Raw genomic sequence first — 16,623 nt, 5'->3', positions numbered from 1 at the left:
CTCAGGCCACGGGCGGATAACGAAAACCTCGGGAAAGCTCGAAACTTTTCTTGCCCGTCCCGTGCCCGGTCCGTCTTCCGCAAAGGCGCCTTGCGGGCGGTCATCGGCGTGCCGCCCGCAATGGCTTCGGCTGCCGGAATTCCCGCCCTGATCAAGGCGGGCATCCCGACGCCGCGTGAGAACGGCTTCCACATGCTCCGCCATCACAATGAGATCACCGCAGGTCAGGAGCCCGGCAGCTCAGAACATCGAGATGTGGACGTGGTCGATGTGGTTGGCGGTGTTGCCGCCTCGGTTGGACATCATCTTCCATCCGGCGCCCGTGCGGACGTCGTAGTACTTCTGCTGCCAGATGATGTACATGACCCCGAGGCGGTTGCCGTTGTCGATGGCCCACTGGGCGAGGCGGTTGCCGCGCTCCAGAGCGTCCGCCGCGGGGACGCTGCCGCCGGAGCTCATCATGAAGTCGCAGGCCCGGCCGCTGCCGTGTTCGCCGGGGTCGCCGGGGCGCAGGCAGCCGTAGCCGTAGGGCATGGGGAAGTTCTGCAGCACGAGGTTGCGCATGGTGACCGTGCGGGGGGTCAGGCCGCCGTTGCCCGAGGGAGTCTGGAAACCGTACTTGGCCAGGAGTCTCTCGATCCTGACCCGCTGTCGCTTGAGGTCGGCGATGTCCTTCTTGAGCTTGGCGATCTTCGTGTCGGCGGACTTCTCCGCGGTCTTGGCCTTCTTGATGAGGTCCCTGACCCGGTTGAGCTGGCTGGCTCGGCGGCTGGCCAGGTGGGACATGGTGGCGGCCTGACTGAGGGCCTGGTTGGCGTCGCCCTGGAAGCTCAGCAGGCTGCCGTCGTCGAGGGCGCCGCCCATGTAGGCGGTCTGGGCGAAGCGCACGACGTCGGTCTCGGCCCTGGCCAGGGCGCGCCTGAGGCCCTTGGCGGTGGTCGTGGCCTTGCCGGCCTGGACCCGGGTCTCCTCCAGGCTCTGCACCTGACCGCGGTAACTCTTGTTGATCGCGGCGGCCTCTTGAGTGAGCCTCTTGAGCTCGGCCTCGGGGTTGGGCCTGGCGGTCCGGAGGGGCGCGGCTCCGGCGACGGCGGGCGACAGGAGCATCACGGTGAGTGTTACAGCCAATGCGGCTGCGCGAGTCGGCCTCACGCTTCGCTCACCTCCGGAGCACCCTCATAGACGGAGCGAAACTATAGAAGGCGATCTTGACGCTCGCCACCGGAACGAAGGAACTCGCGCACCATTGGTGAACTATATGCCTCTTTAGGGTGATTTAACCAAGCGCTGCAGGACATGCCACTCCTGTCACTCCGGTGAATCCTCGCACAGAACACACCACGCCATCCGCACCGGGAAGAGCCGGGAAGAGCACCACCAAGACCGCTACCAAGATCACCACAAAGGCCGCCGCCAAGGACATCACGAAGAGCGCGGCGGGGAGTGTGACGAAGATCCGGCGGGGACCCGGCCAAGACGCCACGAGGACGCCGGAGACGTCCGGCGACTCTTGTCATCAGCGGTAGAACATGATTCGGTCTCAAACAGCGTCTCAAGCATCGGCAGGGCGCGTGGCGCCCTCCCCGGCGGATGAGACCATCCGAGAATCGCGACTCTGGCCCGCCCACCAGGAGGCAACACATCATGCGCCAGCACGACACGCTCTTCATCGGAGGCGACTGGGTGGCCCCCGCGGGAACCGGCGTCATCGACGTCGTCTCCCCTCACACCGAGGAGGTCGTCGGCCGGGTCCCCGACGGCACCCCCGCCGACATGGACCGGGCGGTGGCCGCCGCCCGTCAGGCGTTCGACCACGGCCCGTGGCCCCGGATGACGATGGCCGAGCGCGCGGCCGTCGTCGGCAGGCTCGCCGAGATCTACGCGGCCCGCCAGGGCGAGATCGCCGAGCTCATCACCCTGGAGATGGGCTCGCCGATCACCTTCTCCCAGCTGGCGCAGGCCCCGCAACCGCTCGGCATGCTCCAGTACTACGCCGAGCTGGGCAAGACCTTCCCCGTCGAGGAGGAGCGCCCAGGAACGTTCGGCAGCGTGACCGTCCGCCGCGAGCCGGTGGGCGTGGTCGCCGCGGTGGTCCCGTGGAACGTCCCGCAGTTCGTCATCATGATCAAGCTGGCCCCGGCCCTCGTCGCGGGATGCACGGTCGTGGTCAAGCCCGCGCCCGAGACCCCGCTCGACTCCTACCTGCTGGCCGAGATGATCAAAGAGGCGGGCATCCCCGACGGCGTCGTCAACATCGTCGCCGCCGGGCGCGAGACGAGCGAGTACCTGATCTCCCACCCCGACGTGGACAAGGTCGCCTTCACCGGCTCCACCGCCGCCGGACGGCGCATCGCGGCGATCTGCGGCGAGCAGCTCAAGCGGTGCACCCTGGAGCTGGGCGGCAAGTCCGCGGCGATCATCCTCGACGACTGCGACCTGCCCTCCGCGATGGGCTTCCTCTCGATCGCCTCGCTGATGAACAACGGCCAGGCGTGCGTCGCCCAGACCCGTATCCTCGCCTCGCGCAACCGCTACGACGAGGTCGTGGACGCGGTCTCGGCGATGGTGCGGGGCATGCCGGTCGGCGACCCGGCCGACCCGGCCACCGGCATCGGCCCGATGGTCGCCAAGCGACAGCAGGAGCGGGTCGAGAGCTACATCAGGATCGGCATCGACGAGGGCGCCAAGCCGGTCGTCGGCGGCCTGGAGCGTCCTTACGACCGCGGCTGGTACGTGGCGCCGACCGTCTTCGCGGGGGCCACCAACGAGATGCGCATCGCCCGCGAGGAGATCTTCGGGCCGGTCCTGGCCGTGATCCCGTACGAGGACGAGAAGGACGCGGTCCGCATCGCCAACGACAGCGACTACGGCCTGGCGGGGACGGTGTGGACCGCCGACACCGAGCGCGGCATGGACATCGCCCGCCAGGTGCGCACCGGCACCTACGGCGTGAACCTCTTCATGATCGAGAACAGCTCGCCCTTCGGCGGCTTCAAGGGCAGCGGCCTCGGCCGCGAACTGGGCCCGGAAGGGCTGTCCGCCTATCTGGAGTACAAGTCGATCGCCCGTCTGGGCTGAGGGGACCACTCCAGGTGTGCCCGTACGGCGCACACCTTTCCGCGGTTGCCGGGTCGGTTCGTTGACCACCCCCAGGTGTGCCCGTACGGCTCGCGACGAGCCGTACGGGCACACCGCCGGACGGCCGCCCAACGCACCCCCGCGACGCTGGGCGACCAGCCGACTACGAGAAGTATGGCCTACGACGATCCCCGAACGATGATTCGGGTCCCGTGTACTTCTCACGGCGGATTCGATCCATCCGCTGTCGTGATAGACGTCTTTCAGCCGCGAAAGGTTCGGGAAACGACGGAAAGAGTTTGGCGGGCGATCTCGAACTCCTCGTCCGTGGGGATCACCGCGACCTTCACGGCCCCGCCGTCGGCGGAGATGAGCGTGTCGCCGCGGGCGTTTCGCACCGGGTCGACGGCGATGCCGAGCGCCCCGAGACCGGCGAGCGCCCGCTCCCTGACCAGGGTGGAGTTCTCGCCGACACCGCCGGTGAAGGCGATGACGTCGACCGTGCCGAGGACGGCGTAGTAGGCGCCGACGTACTTGCGGAGCCGGTGGCAGTAGACCGAGAGGGCCAGTTCGGCGTCGGGGTCCCCCGCGGCCACCCGCTCCGTCACCGCGCGCATGTCGTTGTCCCCGCACAGGCCGAGCATGCCGCTGCGACGGTTGAGCAGCGCGTCGATCTCGTCGAGGGACATGCCCGCCGTACGCGCCAGGTAGAGGACCACCGCCGGGTCCAGGTCGCCGCTGCGGGTCCCCATGACGAGCCCTTCGAGCGGGGTCATGCCCATGGACGTGTCCACGCACCGCCCTGCGGACACCGCCGAGGCGCTGGCCCCGTTGCCGAGGTGCAGGACGATCACGTTGGCCTCGGGCCCGCCGGCGAGGAGTGCGGCCTGTCGGGAGACGTACGCGTGTGAGGTGCCGTGGAAGCCGTAGCGCCGCACGCCCAGCCGCGCGGCCACCTCGCGGTCGATCGCGTACGTCGAGGCGGCCGGGGGGATCGTGGCGTGGAAGGCGGTGTCGAAGACGGCGACCTGCGGCAGGTCGGGGCGGAGCCGCCGGGCGATCTCGATGCCCGCCAGGTTCGCGGGGTTGTGCAGGGGCGCGAGCGGGATGAGCCGCTCGATCCCTCTCGCCACCTCGTCGGTGATGAGGGTGGGCCTGGTGAAGGCGGTCCCCCCGTGCGCCACCCGGTGCCCGATCGCGGTGAGTTCCGGCGAGTCGAGTCCCAGGCCTGTGGCGGACAGCCGTTCGGCGACGACCCTCAGCGCCGCCCGGTGGTCGGGTACCGGGGAGCCGGGCTCGCCGATGCGCTCCACCGTTCCCGAGGCGAGCCGCTCGGCGCCGGACAGGAGCCGGTACTTCAGCGAGGAGGACCCCGAGTTGAGGACGAGCACCCGGCCCGGCTCCCCGGCCCCGCCGTCCTCCCTCTCCAGGCCACTCCCCCGACCCGCGTCACCACCCACCACCGAACCACTCCCCTGAACCGCACCACTCCCTCGGAGCGCGTCACCCACCCGGCCCGCGTCACTCCTACGGCCGGCACCCCCGTCCAGGCCGGAGACCTCGGTCGTCCGCGCGACTCGTTCGCTCATTCGGTGACCTCCTGCGCCTGTACGGCGGTGATGGCGACGGTGCTCACGATGTCGGTGACCAGGGCTCCGCGCGACAGGTCGTTGACCGGCCTGCGCAGTCCCTGCAGGACGGGCCCGACCGCGACGGCTCCGGCCGAGCGCTGCACGGCCTTGTAGGTGTTGTTGCCGGTGTTCAGGTCCGGGAAGATCAGCACGGTCGCCCGGCCGGCGACTCGCGACCCGGGCAGCTTGGCGGCGGCGACCCTGGCGTCCACCGCCGCGTCGTACTGGATCGGCCCCTCGACCAGCAGGTCGGGTGCCCGTTCGGCGACCAGGGCGGTGGCGGCGCGGACCTTGTCGACGTCGGCGCCGCTGCCCGACTCTCCGGTGGAGTAGGAGAGCATCGCGATCCTCGGCTCGACGCCGAACCGCCTCGCCGTACGGGCCGAGGAGATCGCGATGTCGGCGAGCATCTCGGCGCCGGGGTCGGGATTGATCGCGCAGTCGCCGTAGACGAGCACCCGGTCGGCCAGGCACATGAAGAAGACCGAGGAGACGATCGAGGTGTCGGGCACCGTCTTGATGATCTGGAAGGCGGGCAGGATCGTGGCGGCCGTGGTGTGCGCGGCTCCGGAGACCATGCCGTGCACCAGGCCCCGGTGCAGCATCATCGTGCCGAAGAAGTTGACGTCGGCGACGACGTCCATGGCCGGCTCGAAGGTCATCCCCTTGTGCGCCCTCAGCGCCGCGTACTCCTCGGCGAACGACTCCCGCAGCGGCGAGGTGAGCGGGTCGACGACGGTCACGCCGGACAGGTCGAGGCCGAGGTCGCCGATCCGCCGCCGCACCACGTCCTCCCTGCCGAGGAGGGTGAGGTCGACGATGCCGCGCCGCAGGAGGATGTCGGCCGCTCGCAGGATGCGGTCCTCCTCGCCCTCGGGCAGCACGATGTGGCGCCGGTCGGCCCGCGCCCGTTCCAGCAGGGTGTGCTCGAACATCATCGGGGTGACCCGTTCCGAGCGGGTCAGCTCGATCCTGTCGGCGAGACCGGTCGCGTCCACGTGCGCCTCGAAGTGGCCGAGGGCCGTCTCGATCTTGCGGGGGTTGTCCGCGGTCAGCCGCCCCTCCAGCTCGGCGAGGGTGGTCGCCACGGCGAAGCTGCCCTCCTTGGCCGCGAGCACCGGCACGCCGGGCGCGAGGCGGGCCGTGAGCTCCATCACGGCCTCGCTGGGCCGCTCCCCCACGGTGAGGACGACTCCGGCGGGTCTCGCCGTACCGGCCGCCTCGACGGCGAGCGAGACCAGCAGCAGGTCCGCGCGGTCGCCCGGTGTGATCACGAGTGCGCCGTCTACGAGGTGCTCAAGGAAGACCGGGAGCGTGGCCCCGCCGAAGACGAACCCGAGCACGTCGCGGAGCAGGCCGTCCTCGGCGCCCTGGATGAGCTCGGCGTCCACGGCCCGCATGACCTGCCCGACGGTCGGCGCCGACAGCGAGGGGTGCTCCGGCACGGCGTAGTGGGGCACCGGCAGGTCGCACTCGATGACCGTGCCCTCGGGCACCCGGTTGGCGATCACCGCGAGCACGGTGCAGCCCAGGTCGGAGAAGACCTGGTAGCCGGTGCGCATCTCCGTCGCGATCTCCTCGGCGTCGTCGCCGTGCGCGCCCACCACCACGATCATCGGGGCGCCGAACTCGGCGGCGAGGCGGGCGTTGAAGGCGAGCTCGCGCGGCAGGTCGTCGGTGTCGAAGAAGCTGCCGAGCACCAGCATGGCGTCGCACTCGCGCTCCAGGGTGTGGAAGCGGGCGACCAGGCGGCCGATGAGCTCCTCGGCGCCCCGCTCCGCGTAGATCTCCGCGGCCTCCTCCGCGCTCACCCCGGTCGCCGAGGCCGCGGGACGGTATCTGGCCCGAAGCAGTTCCATCACCCGGTCCTCGCCGCCACCGGTTATCGGCCGGAACACCCCCGTGCGGTCGGCCCGCCCGCTCAGCAGCTCCATCATGCCGAGCTCGACGATCTGTCTGCCGTCTCCCCGCCCAAGACCCGCAACGTAGATGCTTCGCATGCGTCCTGCCCCGTCCCCTCGCCGCTGCCCGCGCCGCCGTCCCGGGCCACTGCCCGCGCCGCTGCCCAGGCCACTACCCGCGGCCGTCGTCTCTGCCCGCTGTCGTCACGTCGCTTTCGTCACGTCGCCTTCGCCATACGGTCAATCCTCATGAGGATAGACATTCCGGGGGGCCGGAACGGGTCGCGGCCCATCTCCCGACGCGACGGACCAGGTCCGGTGTCGCCGCCGTCTCCGCGTGGCCGAAACCGGGTTCGATCCACAGTTCCTTCGGCTCGTTCGCGGCCTCGTAGATCTGGTACGCGTGGTCGAGGGGGAAGAACCGGTCCGCGTCGCCGTGCACGACCAGGAGCGGCACCGGTGAGATTTTCGCCGCCGCCTCGTACGGCGCCAGCGGGAGCGGGTCCCACACGCCCTTCATGATCCGGGTGCGCTTGCCCAACCGCGCGGCGAGCCGCCCGGCCGACCTCTCGATCGCCCAGTGCACCTGGCGCATCGGCCTGGTCCCCCGGTAGTACCACCGGGCGGGCGCGCTCACCGACACCACCGCCTCCACGCCGCCCAGCACCCCCGCGTGCCGTACGGCGACCGCCCCGCCCATGGAGAACCCGACGGTCACGACCCTGCGGTAGCCGATCGCCCGCGCGTGCCGTACCGCCGCCTCCACGTCGAAGATCTCCCTGTCTCCCACGGTCGACATGCCTCCGGAACGGCCGTGTCCCCTGAAGTCGAACGCCACCACCCCGCCGAACCCGCTGAGCACGTGGGCGATGCGGCGCGTGGCGCGTTCCCTGAGCGATCCGGTGAAGCCGTGGGCGAGGACGATCCCGAGATCGGCCGCGCCGCGAGAGGGGGTGTGGGCGGCGTCTATCCGCAGGTTGTCCCGGGTTCTGAGCATCGCGGGAAACGAGGGTGCGAGAGGCATGGATCCGAGCTTAGGCAGTGCCGGCCGCCCGGTCGCGCCCCGCCTGTCCCCCTTCCGCGCCCGTCCGTGCCCCGCCTGTCCCCCTTCCGCGCCCCGTCCGCGCTCCGCGCGCACCCCTTCCGCCCCCCGGTCACGACCGGTCCGCCCCCGTCACGGCCGGTCCGCCTCGGTCACCCCCGTCCGCGCCCCGGTCACCCCCCCGGCCCGGTCGCCCCCTCGCCGTGGCAGGGCCAAGCCGCGATCCGCCGTACCTCCCGCAGCCCTCCGCCGGAGGGTCGGAGGGTGTCCTGCGGGTGAATTGACGCCCTTCATCTGCCGGACACGTGAGAGCGATTGTCCGGATCAACTAAAATAGGAGGGCCGCACAGTCCGCGGTCAGCCTCCACGATCACAGAGTGAGACTCCATCATGCCTTTGAACAGCCGCGACGACCTGCGGAACATCGCGATCATCGCGCACGTCGACCACGGCAAGACCACTCTCGTGGATGCCATGCTCTGGCAGTCGGGCGCCTTCCGCGTCAACCAGGACGTGGACGACCGCGTCATGGACTCCAACGACCTTGAGCGCGAGAAGGGGATCACCATTCTCGCGAAGAACACCGCCGTCAAGCACGGCGGCATGACGCTCAACATCATCGACACCCCCGGCCACGCCGACTTCGGCGGTGAGGTCGAGCGGGGCCTGTCCATGGTCGACGGTGTCGTGCTGCTCGTCGACGCCTCCGAGGGGCCGCTGCCGCAGACCCGGTTCGTGCTGCGCAAGGCGTTCGCCGCCAAGATGCCGGTCATCCTGTGCATCAACAAGGTCGACCGCCCCGACGCCCGGATCAAGGAGGTCGTGGACGAGGTCTACGAGCTCTTCATCGACCTGGACGCCACCGAGGAGCAGATCGACTTCCCGATCGTCTACGCCTCGGCCAAGGCCGGGCGCGCCTCGATCAACCGTCCCGAGGACGCGGCGATGCCGGACTCCGAGGACCTGGAGCCGCTGTTCGAGGTCATCAAGAACACGATCCCGGCCCCGGTGTACGACCCGACGGCCCCGCTGCAGGCGCACGTCACCAACCTCGACGCCTCCTCCTACCTGGGCAGGATCGCGCTCTGCCGCATCCACCAGGGCACCATCAAGAAGGGCCAGCAGGTCGCCTGGTGCCGCACCGACGGCAGCATCCAGCGGGTGAAGATCACCGAGCTGCTGATGACCGACGCTCTGGAGCGCAAGCCCGCCGAGGAGGCGGGTCCCGGCGACATCATCGCGATCGCCGGCATCCCGGACATCATGATCGGCGAGACCCTCGCCGACCCCGAGGACCCGCGCCCGCTCCCCCTCATCACGGTCGACGAGCCCGCGATCTCCATGACCATCGGCACCAACACCTCTCCGCTGGTCGGCAGGGTCAAAGGCTCCAAGGTCACCGCCCGCATGGTCAAGGATCGGCTCGACAAGGAGCTCGTCGGCAACGTGTCGCTGCGCGTCCTGCCGACCGACCGCCCCGACGCGTGGGAGGTGCAGGGCCGTGGTGAGCTCGCGCTCGCCATCCTGGTCGAGCAGATGCGCCGCGAGGGCTACGAGCTCACCGTCGGCAAGCCGCAGGTCGTCACCAAGCTCATCGACGGCAAGGTCCACGAGCCGGTCGAGCGGGTGACCATCGACTGCCCGGAGGAATACCTCGGGGCGATCACGCAGCTGCTCGCCGTCCGCAAGGGCCGCATGGAGCACATGACCAACCACGGCACCGGCTGGATCCGCATGGAATTCGTGGTCCCGGCCCGCGGCCTGATCGGCTTCCGCACCGAGTTCCTCACCGAGACCCGCGGCACCGGCATCGTGAACCACGTCTTCGAGGACTACGAGCCGTGGTTCGGCGAGCTGCGCACCCGCAACAACGGCTCGCTCGTCGCCGACCGGCCGGGCCCGGTGACCCCGTTCGCCATGCTGAACCTGCAGGAGCGCGGTGTCCTGTTCGTCCAGCCGACCACCGAGGTCTACGAGGGCATGATCATCGGTGAGAACTCGCGCTCCGACGACATGGACGTGAACATCACCAAGGAGAAGAAGCTCACCAACATGCGCTCCTCGACGAGCGACACGACGGAGACGCTGATCCCGCCGCGTCAGCTCTCGCTGGAGCAGGCGCTGGAGTTCATCCGCGAGGACGAGTGCGTGGAGATCACGCCGGAGAACGTGCGCATCCGCAAGGTCGTCCTCGACGCCTCGACCCGCGCCCGCACCACCGCCCGCGCCAAGCGCGCCAACTGATCCTCACCGCTCACCACCCCCGTCCCGCCGGGCCCCGGCGGGACGGTCTCGTCTCGTACGACCTCCTCGTCGCGCTCGTCCGACGCGGCCTCGGGCGGCACGCCTCCGTACGGCCCGGTCACGCGCCGGACGGCCTCGCGCGGCACGGTTTTGCCCGATGAGACGGCGTGGTGCCCCCGGTTCCCGCCCTCACCTGGGGTAGGAAGCCTGTACTGGTCTCCCCGCCGCCTCGGGGAGCCCGGGACTCGTACGGGGGGATATCTCATGCTTCACAGAACCTGTCTCGCCCTGGCCGTCGCGCTTGGGACGACGGTGCCGGCTCCGGCCGCCCAGGCGACATCGCAGATGTCGCACATGTCACATATGTCGCAGATTTCACCGATGTCGTCGCCGAGGCCCCAGGCGTCGGCCAAAGCCGTCATCAAGAACACCGCGGGGAAGAACGTCGGTTCCCTGAGCATCGTCGAGCAGCCGGACGGCAAGTCCAAGCTGACGATCACCGTCGGCGGCCTGTCGGCCGGATACCACGGCTTCCACGTTCACATGAAGGGCGTCTGCGACCCGAAGTCGACCGACCCGGTCACCGGCAGCCCCTTCGCCAGCGCGGGCCCGCACTTCACCATCCCGCCGGTCAAGCACAGCAACCACTCCGGTGACCTGCCCAACCTCCTCGTCGCCGCCGACGGCACCGGTGCGGCGACCGTCGTGACCGATCGTTTCAAGGTGGGACAGCTCTTCGACGGCGACGGCAGTGCCATCGTCATCCACGCCCTGCCGGACAACCACTCCAACATTCCCGACCGCTACAGCCACCCGGCCGACCCGACCCCCGGCACCGGTCCGGACGCGGAAACCCTCAAGGCGGGAGACTCCGGCGGGCGCATCGCCTGCGGCGTGATCACCGGGAACCGGTGACTCCCAACCGCCTTCCAAGAGCGGCCAGGCAGGATCCCCGGTAGAAAGGGGGGATCGCCATGCAGGTCCTGACCGGCCGGATGCACCTGGCCCTGCTGCTCGCGTGGGTGGCCTTCACCGCGCTCGTGACACTGCTCACCTGACGTCTTCGTCCGGTACGGCTCCCGTGGGGAGAAGGAGCCATACCGGACCAACCCAAATCGGGCCCCCAAAGGCCTCGGGGAGGACTCCCCACGCCAAGGAACCGGTCGTCCCAGCTGAGCGCCGGCCGGCTGATCCTGCCGAGGACTCCCCGCGCCAAGGAACCGGTCGCGGAATCGCGCCCGGTACGACGACCGGGCGTCAGGGACTCTCGCGCGGCAGCTCGATGGCGATCGTCAGACCGCCCTCCTCCCGGGAGCTCGCGGTCACGGTGCCGCCGTGGGCCTCCGCGACGACCCTCACGATCGACAATCCCAGACCGCTGCCACGCTCGGAGCGCAGCCGGTCGCCGTGCAGCCGCCGGAACGGCTCGAAGATCGTCTCGATCTCGTAGTGCGGCACCGGCAACCCGGTGTTCGCCACCACCAACTCCACCCGGTCGGCGCGCGAGCGGGTGGAGACCCACACCTCGCCGTCGGCGTGGTTGTGCCGGATCGCGTTCTCCACAAGGTTCTGCACGAGCCTCTCGACCAGCACCGGCTCACCGGCGGTCGGCGCGGGGTCCAGCAGCCGGTGGATGGTCACCTCGCGCTCTCCCGCCTCCTTGCCCGCCAGGTCGAGCACGTGCTCGACCACGTCGGCCAGGTCGAAGGGGCGGCGGTCGAGGACCGCCTGCTCGCCCTCGGTCAGGGCGAGCAGGCCGTCGATCAGCCTCTCGTGGCGGGCGTTGACCAGCAGCAGGGACTCGCCGAGCCGCTTGACGTCCTCCGTCGCGTCGGGCCGCCTGACCGCCACGTCCACCAGGGTGCGGTTGATGGTGAGCGGGGTGCGCAGCTCGTGGGAGGCGTTGGCGACGAAGCGCCGCTGACCGTCGAAGGAGCGGGCGAGGCGGCCGACGATGATGTCGACGATGTCGGCGAGCTCCTTGACCTCGTCGTCGCGCCCGGCGTAGGTGATGCGCCCGCTGAGATCATGGCTCTGGGCGATGTGCCGCGCGCTCGCGGTGACCTCCCTGACGGGGCGGAGCGCCCAGGTCGCGGCCCGCCAGCCGGTCACCGTCGCGATCCCGGCGCTCACGAACACCGCGAGGCCGCCCAGGGTGAGGACCTTGTTGATCGTGTCGGCCTGATAGACGCGCCTCACCTGCGCGACGCGCTGCTCCGCCACCCGGTACTCGGAATGCTCCGGCCTGTAGTCGAAGGCCGCGACCCGGATGTACGCGGGATGCCGCAACCCGTCGCGGGGCTCCAGGCTCTGCCGTACGAGGAAGGCGAGCCCTCCGACCAGCATGACGCCGATGTAGAGGGTCACCGTGCCGCAGATGACGGCGAGCCGGAAACGAACGCTCATCCTCATGGAATGCGGTATCCCACTCCCGTGACGGTCTCGATGACCGGCGGATCGCCGATCTTCCGGCGCAACTTCATCATGGTCGTCCTCACCGTGTTGGTGAACGGGTCGGTGTGCTCGTCCCACACCTTCTCCAGGAGCGTCTCGCTGGAGACCACCGCCCCTCCGGCGCGCAGCAGCTCGGCCAGCACGCCGAACTCCTTGCGGGCGAGCGGCACATAGCGGCCGTCGCGGAACACCTGCCGGTGCGCCCGGTCCAGGCTGATGCCGGCCCGTACCAGCACCGGCGGGTCGGCGGGACGCACCCGGCGGCCCAGTGCGTGGACGCGGGCCGTCAGCTCCTCGAAGGCGAACGGCTTGGGCAGGTAGTCGTCGGCGCCCAGGGCGAGCCCCTCCACCCTGCAGCGCACGTCGCCCGCCGCGGTGAGCATGATGATCCGCACCTCGCCGCCCTCGGCGACCACGGTCCTGCACACGTCGTCGCCGTGCAGGCCGGGCAGGTCCCGGTCAAGGACGAGCACGTCGTAGGCGTGCAGCCGTAGCCGTTCCAGCGCCGCCTCCCCGTCGTAGGCGACGTCGACGGCGAGCGCCTCCCCGCGCAGCCCTTCCGCGATCGAGTCGGCGAGCATTCTCTCGTCCTCGACGACCAAAACCCGCACAGTGTGCCTCCCCCTGGGCCGAATCGCGCCAGCGTGCCACAGGCCGCATAACGCGGGCATAACCGGATTCGGTGACGTCAAGGTTATCGATCACTCGCTGGACTGCTCCCACCGTGCCGGAATTCTCCGGCCCTGAATCGGGGGAACCAGCCATGCTCGCCTCACCCGGCGGCGTCACGACCGTACCCACAGCGCCAGGACCGAGCGCGCCGGGTAACCGCCTCCTCGGCGGTCACCTGCCGTTCGCCGTCGCGATCGCGCTGGCGGCGGGGCTCCGCGTCCTCGTCATGCTCGGCTACGACACCGCCCAGCTCTACTGGTACGACTCCTTCACCTACCTCAACACCGCGGTTCATCTGGAGCCGTCCGGCGCGTTCCACCCGGCCGGGTACTCCTTCCTGCTCAGGCTGCTGCTGCCCTTCCACAGCGTCTGGCTCGTCGCGGGCCTGCAGCACCTGATGGGCCTGGGCACGGCCCTGATGATCTATCTGGTGCTGCGCCGTCACGCGCTCCCCGGGTGGGGTGCGGCGCTGGCCACCCTGCCCCTGCTGTTCAACCCCGCGTTCCTGCGGCTCGAACACGCCGTGCTCTCCGACACCCAGCTCATCTTCCTCATCACCGCGGCCCTCACGGTCCTGATGTGGCGGGCGAGGCCCTCGGCGCGGGCGGCCGCCGTGGCGGGCCTGCTGCTGGCGCTGGCCGGGCTCACCCGCACGGTCGCGGTGCCGCTGCTCGGTCTGGTCCTGCTCCACCTGCTCCTGCGGCGGGCCGGCTGGAAGCGGGTGGTCGCGCTGGCCGCCGCCGGGCTGCTGCCGCTCGCCGCCTACGCGGGCTGGTACCAGCAGCACCACGGGCGGTTCGCACTCAGCGGCTCCGACGGCGTGGCGCTGTGGGCGCGCACGATGACGTTCGCCGACTGCTCGGTGATCAGACCACCGGCGAGGGAGGCGGTGCTCTGCCCGAACGGCACGGTGGTCGACGCCGCCTCCGAGTACGTCTGGGCCGCCGACGCCTCACTCAACAGGTTGCCGGGAGGCCGGTTCGCCCACAACGACCTGGCCAGGTCCTTCGCGCTGCGCGCCATCGCCGCGCAGCCGCTCGACTATCTCCGCGAGGTCGTCCGCGATACCTCGCTCACCTTCGCCGCGACCCCGGTGCGCCATCCCCTGCGGGTCTCCCCCGCGCTCACGTTCCCCGTCGGTTCCTGGCCGCTGCCCGCCTTCCCGCTCATCGACCAGGTGCGCCGGGAGTACGACGGCGACATCCGGGGGATGTCGTCGGTCGAGCCCTACGGGAGCCTTCTCGGCGCCTATCACTACCCCGGGGTCCTGCACGGCCCGCTGCTCGGCGCGCTCCTGCTGCTGGGCGGTGTCGGGGCCGTCGGGCGGCGGCGCCCGGCCCTGCTGCCATGGGCCGCGGCCGTCTTCCTGCTCCTCGCCCCGGTCGCGGTGCTCGACTTCGATCACCGCTACGTTCTTCCGTCGGTCCCGATGGCCTGCCTCGCCGCGGCCCTCGCCGCGGCGGGCCTCAGCCGCCGAGTTCGCGCTTACGTCGCAGCAGGGCGGCGCGGTCGGCGCGGGCCCTGAGCAGGAGGGCCACCGCGAGGACGGTCAGCGTCGCGGCGACGGCGACCCCCGCCATGCCCGTCCAGGTGCCCCTGCTGACGGCGACCACGGCCGTTCCCGCCGTCAGCAGGCCCGTCGCGGCCACCGCCAGCCAGGCGGCGATCACCCGGTCGAGGGCGAACAGCGGGGTCCTGCGGCTCAGCGCCCAGGCCCCGTAACCGGCCCAGGCCAGGCCGAGCGCGACCAGCGCGCCGAAGGCGAGGTGCGTACGGCCGGGCAGGGCGGGCTCGGTGGCCCACAGCAGGCCGACGAACAGCGCCCCGCCCAGGCCTCCGAGCAGCGCCACGACGTGGGCGATCCGGCGGCGCAGCGACAACGGGCCGGACAGCCTGGCGATCATGTCATCGGGGTTCATCGGTATCCCTCCTCCGTGAGCTGTTCGCGCAGCATGCGCCGCGCGCGGGACAGGCGTGACTTGACCGTGCCGACGGGGACGGCGCAGACCTGCGCGCAGTCCTCCAGGGAGAGGTCCTGCAGGTAGAACAGCACGAGGACCTCCCGCTCCCTGACCGGCAGGTCCGCCAGACCCGCGAGCAGGTCGGCACGGTCCACGAGGGCGGCGACGGCATCGACGGGATCGGCGAACGCCCGCTCCTCCTCCATCGGGATCTCGGGTCTGGCGTACTCCTCGCGGAGCCTGTCGGCCACCGCGCGCCTCGCGATCGTGAACAGCCAGGGCACGAACCTGCCCGGCTCCTTCAGGCGCGGCAGCCCGCGCACCACGGCCACCCAGACCTCCTGAGCCACGTCGTCGGCCCGCGAGGGCCCCAGCATGCGCCGCACGTAGTTCCACACCGGATCGTGCCAGGCCCTCACCAGCTCCGCGAACGCCTCACGCTCGCCGAGCCGGCACCGGACCACCAGCAATTCGTCGGTCACCCTGCCTCCTCGCCCTGGACAGTCGGGAAACGGGTGCGAAAGGTTCACGCCTCTTCCGCCGGGCCTTCCACCGAGTTTTCTCCCTGGCGCGTCACCCCTCCCTCCCCGGGACTCTCCCGCGCCTTTCGCCCCTTTCTTCGCCGGACTCTCCCAGGAGCTTTCCGCCCCTTTCCTCCTCGGGTTCCTCGTCGGCGGTGTGGCCGTCCCGGCTCGTGTAGTACTTCCTCCCCGGCCTGGGGCGTCCGCCGCACAACTCGGACAGCGTCACGAACCTGTAGCCCTTGGCGGCGAGTTCGTCCAGCATCCGGGGGACGGCCTGGATCGTGGAGAGGTGGATGTCGTGCATCAGCACGATGGAGCCCGGTTCGGCCTGGGCCGCGCGCCGGGCGATGACCGCGGGGTCGTGGTCACGCCAGTCGAGCGTGTCGACGTCCCACATGATCTGGGCGAGCCCCAGATAGCGACTCTCGGTGGCGACCCGGGTGTCGGTCAACCCGTACGGCGGGCGCATGAGGATCATCGCGACCCCGGTCGCCTGCTTGACGAGCCACTGGGTACGGCCCAGTTCCTCCCTGATCCCGGCCTGTGACAGCAGGGGCAGTTGCGGGTGGTCCCAGGTGTGGTTGCCCAGCTCGTGTCCCTCGGCCACCATCCTGCGCAGGGTGTTCTCGCCGTCCCCCAGGGCCATGCGTCCGACGACGAAGAAGGTCGCCCTGGCCCGGTGCCTGGCGAGGATGTCGAGCAGGGACTCGGTGTAGGTCCCCGGCCCGTCGTCGAAGGTGAGCGCCACGCACCTGCTTCGCTCGCAGTCGATGCGGCGCGCCCGGGGAGAGACGGGGAGGTCGTCCCACGCCCAGTGCCGCCGTGCCGCGCCGGGTCCGAGCCCGGGGACGGTGGCAGGAGCGGGTTTCTCCGGTCCCGTGGGGGCGGGAGACGTCACGGTCGCCCGTTCCACCGAACCCACCATGGTGACCGGGGAGGTGCATCCCCAGAGCGCGAGCAGCGACGCCACCGGCACGATCCACACCCGCCATACCCGCATGCTTCCCCCCGAAAGCATCGCGGGGACAGCGAGCAGCCCGGCCGGGTCCCCCCGCAAGATCATGACCGGGTATTCCACCAGGATGGGGCATCGACCGCCGGTTACCCGTACCGACG

At 70.5% G+C, this 16,623-nt stretch carries 13 protein-coding genes; 4 read left to right on the top strand and 9 right to left on the bottom strand.

What is annotated here, in order from left to right:
- Nucleotides 1-240 precede the first annotated feature (240 nt).
- Entirely contained in the window at nt 241-1,107 is an 867-nt protein-coding gene (locus ABZ664_RS13735) for a hypothetical protein (RefSeq protein WP_362507981.1), read from the bottom strand.
- 537 nt (nt 1,108-1,644) lie between these two features.
- Here ABZ664_RS13735 and ABZ664_RS13730 point away from each other — a divergent pair.
- Complete coding sequence (locus ABZ664_RS13730) at nt 1,645-3,078, top strand: aldehyde dehydrogenase (RefSeq protein WP_362507978.1); 1,434 nt, start codon at nt 1,645-1,647, stop codon at nt 3,076-3,078.
- Nucleotides 3,079-3,341: 263 nt separating this feature from the next.
- On the opposite strand, the gene ABZ664_RS13725 is transcribed toward ABZ664_RS13730, so the two are convergent.
- The 3 genes from ABZ664_RS13725 to ABZ664_RS13715 all read right to left on the bottom strand — a co-directional run bounded on the left by ABZ664_RS13725 (nt 3,342) and on the right by ABZ664_RS13715 (nt 7,634).
- Nucleotides 3,342-4,667: an acetate kinase gene (locus ABZ664_RS13725; protein ID WP_362507975.1), complete on the bottom strand. Its 1,326-nt coding sequence runs from the start codon at nt 4,665-4,667 to the stop codon at nt 3,342-3,344.
- On the bottom strand, nt 4,664-6,709 hold the full coding sequence (gene pta / locus ABZ664_RS13720) for a phosphate acetyltransferase (protein WP_362507972.1): 2,046 nt from the start codon (nt 6,707-6,709) through the stop codon (nt 4,664-4,666). The genes ABZ664_RS13725 and pta overlap by 4 nt, the downstream gene beginning before the upstream one ends.
- 148 nt (nt 6,710-6,857) lie before the next feature.
- Nucleotides 6,858-7,634 carry an alpha/beta fold hydrolase gene (locus tag ABZ664_RS13715; protein WP_362507969.1) on the bottom strand — a complete coding sequence of 259 codons (777 nt, stop codon included), beginning with the start codon at nt 7,632-7,634 and terminating at the stop codon, nt 6,858-6,860.
- 408 nt (nt 7,635-8,042) lie between these two features.
- Here ABZ664_RS13715 and typA point away from each other — a divergent pair, with 408 nt between their 5' ends.
- Together typA and ABZ664_RS13705 are read left to right on the top strand one after the other, a co-directional pair.
- Complete coding sequence (gene typA / locus ABZ664_RS13710) at nt 8,043-9,896, top strand: translational GTPase TypA (protein ID WP_362507967.1); 1,854 nt, start codon at nt 8,043-8,045, stop codon at nt 9,894-9,896.
- A 381-nt stretch (nt 9,897-10,277) separates the two neighbouring features.
- Nucleotides 10,278-10,811, top strand: a complete 534-nt coding sequence (locus ABZ664_RS13705; RefSeq protein ID WP_362507964.1) for a superoxide dismutase family protein — start codon at nt 10,278-10,280, stop codon at nt 10,809-10,811.
- 342 nt (nt 10,812-11,153) lie between these two features.
- Here ABZ664_RS13705 and ABZ664_RS13700 read toward each other — a convergent pair whose 3' ends face one another.
- Nucleotides 11,154-12,302 carry a HAMP domain-containing sensor histidine kinase gene (locus ABZ664_RS13700; RefSeq protein WP_362507961.1) on the bottom strand — a complete coding sequence of 383 codons (1,149 nt, stop codon included), beginning with the start codon at nt 12,300-12,302 and terminating at the stop codon, nt 11,154-11,156.
- Between the two features lie 2 nt (nt 12,303-12,304).
- Nucleotides 12,305-12,961 carry a response regulator transcription factor gene (locus ABZ664_RS13695; RefSeq protein WP_362507958.1) on the bottom strand — a complete coding sequence of 219 codons (657 nt, stop codon included), beginning with the start codon at nt 12,959-12,961 and terminating at the stop codon, nt 12,305-12,307.
- Nucleotides 12,962-13,113: 152 nt separating this feature from the next.
- Here ABZ664_RS13695 and ABZ664_RS13690 point away from each other — a divergent pair, with 152 nt between their 5' ends.
- Entirely contained in the window at nt 13,114-14,547 is a 1,434-nt protein-coding gene (locus ABZ664_RS13690) for a phospholipid carrier-dependent glycosyltransferase (protein WP_362507954.1), read from the top strand.
- Here the strand turns inward: ABZ664_RS13690 and ABZ664_RS13685 are convergent.
- From ABZ664_RS13685 to ABZ664_RS13675, 3 genes are all read right to left on the bottom strand, one after another.
- Nucleotides 14,489-14,941: a hypothetical protein gene (locus ABZ664_RS13685; RefSeq protein ID WP_362507952.1), complete on the bottom strand. Its 453-nt coding sequence runs from the start codon at nt 14,939-14,941 to the stop codon at nt 14,489-14,491. The two genes, ABZ664_RS13690 and ABZ664_RS13685, sit on opposite strands and share 59 nt — an antisense overlap.
- Entirely contained in the window at nt 14,938-15,465 is a 528-nt protein-coding gene (locus tag ABZ664_RS13680) for a sigma-70 family RNA polymerase sigma factor (RefSeq protein ID WP_362507947.1), read from the bottom strand. Before ABZ664_RS13680 ends, ABZ664_RS13685 begins: the two co-directional genes overlap by 4 nt.
- Nucleotides 15,466-15,556: 91 nt before the next feature.
- Nucleotides 15,557-16,570, bottom strand: a complete 1,014-nt coding sequence (locus tag ABZ664_RS13675; RefSeq protein WP_362507944.1) for a polysaccharide deacetylase family protein — start codon at nt 16,568-16,570, stop codon at nt 15,557-15,559.
- Between the last annotated feature and the right edge of the window lie 53 nt (nt 16,571-16,623).

The sequence above is a fragment of the Streptosporangium sp. NPDC006930 genome, from assembly GCF_040635605.1.
In the GTDB taxonomy this organism is placed as follows: domain Bacteria; phylum Actinomycetota; class Actinomycetes; order Streptosporangiales; family Streptosporangiaceae; genus Streptosporangium.
The sequence above is the reverse complement of the archived record's forward strand: the minus strand, read 5'-3'. Positions and strand labels throughout refer to the sequence as shown.

Coding starts and splice junctions, on each gene's coding strand:
- ABZ664_RS13725 (WP_362507975.1), bottom strand. CDS start 4,667: ATGAGCGAACGAGTCGCGCGGACGACCGAGGTCTCCGGCCTGGACGGG.
- typA (WP_362507967.1), top strand. CDS start 8,043: ATGCCTTTGAACAGCCGCGACGACCTGCGGAACATCGCGATCATCGCG.
- ABZ664_RS13735 (WP_362507981.1), bottom strand. CDS start 1,107: ATGCTCCTGTCGCCCGCCGTCGCCGGAGCCGCGCCCCTCCGGACCGCC.
- ABZ664_RS13730 (WP_362507978.1), top strand. CDS start 1,645: ATGCGCCAGCACGACACGCTCTTCATCGGAGGCGACTGGGTGGCCCCC.
- pta (WP_362507972.1), bottom strand. CDS start 6,709: ATGCGAAGCATCTACGTTGCGGGTCTTGGGCGGGGAGACGGCAGACAG.
- ABZ664_RS13700 (WP_362507961.1), bottom strand. CDS start 12,302: ATGAGCGTTCGTTTCCGGCTCGCCGTCATCTGCGGCACGGTGACCCTC.
- ABZ664_RS13690 (WP_362507954.1), top strand. CDS start 13,114: ATGCTCGCCTCACCCGGCGGCGTCACGACCGTACCCACAGCGCCAGGA.
- ABZ664_RS13675 (WP_362507944.1), bottom strand. CDS start 16,570: ATGATCTTGCGGGGGGACCCGGCCGGGCTGCTCGCTGTCCCCGCGATG.
- ABZ664_RS13705 (WP_362507964.1), top strand. CDS start 10,278: ATGTCGTCGCCGAGGCCCCAGGCGTCGGCCAAAGCCGTCATCAAGAAC.
- ABZ664_RS13685 (WP_362507952.1), bottom strand. CDS start 14,941: ATGAACCCCGATGACATGATCGCCAGGCTGTCCGGCCCGTTGTCGCTG.
- ABZ664_RS13715 (WP_362507969.1), bottom strand. CDS start 7,634: ATGCCTCTCGCACCCTCGTTTCCCGCGATGCTCAGAACCCGGGACAAC.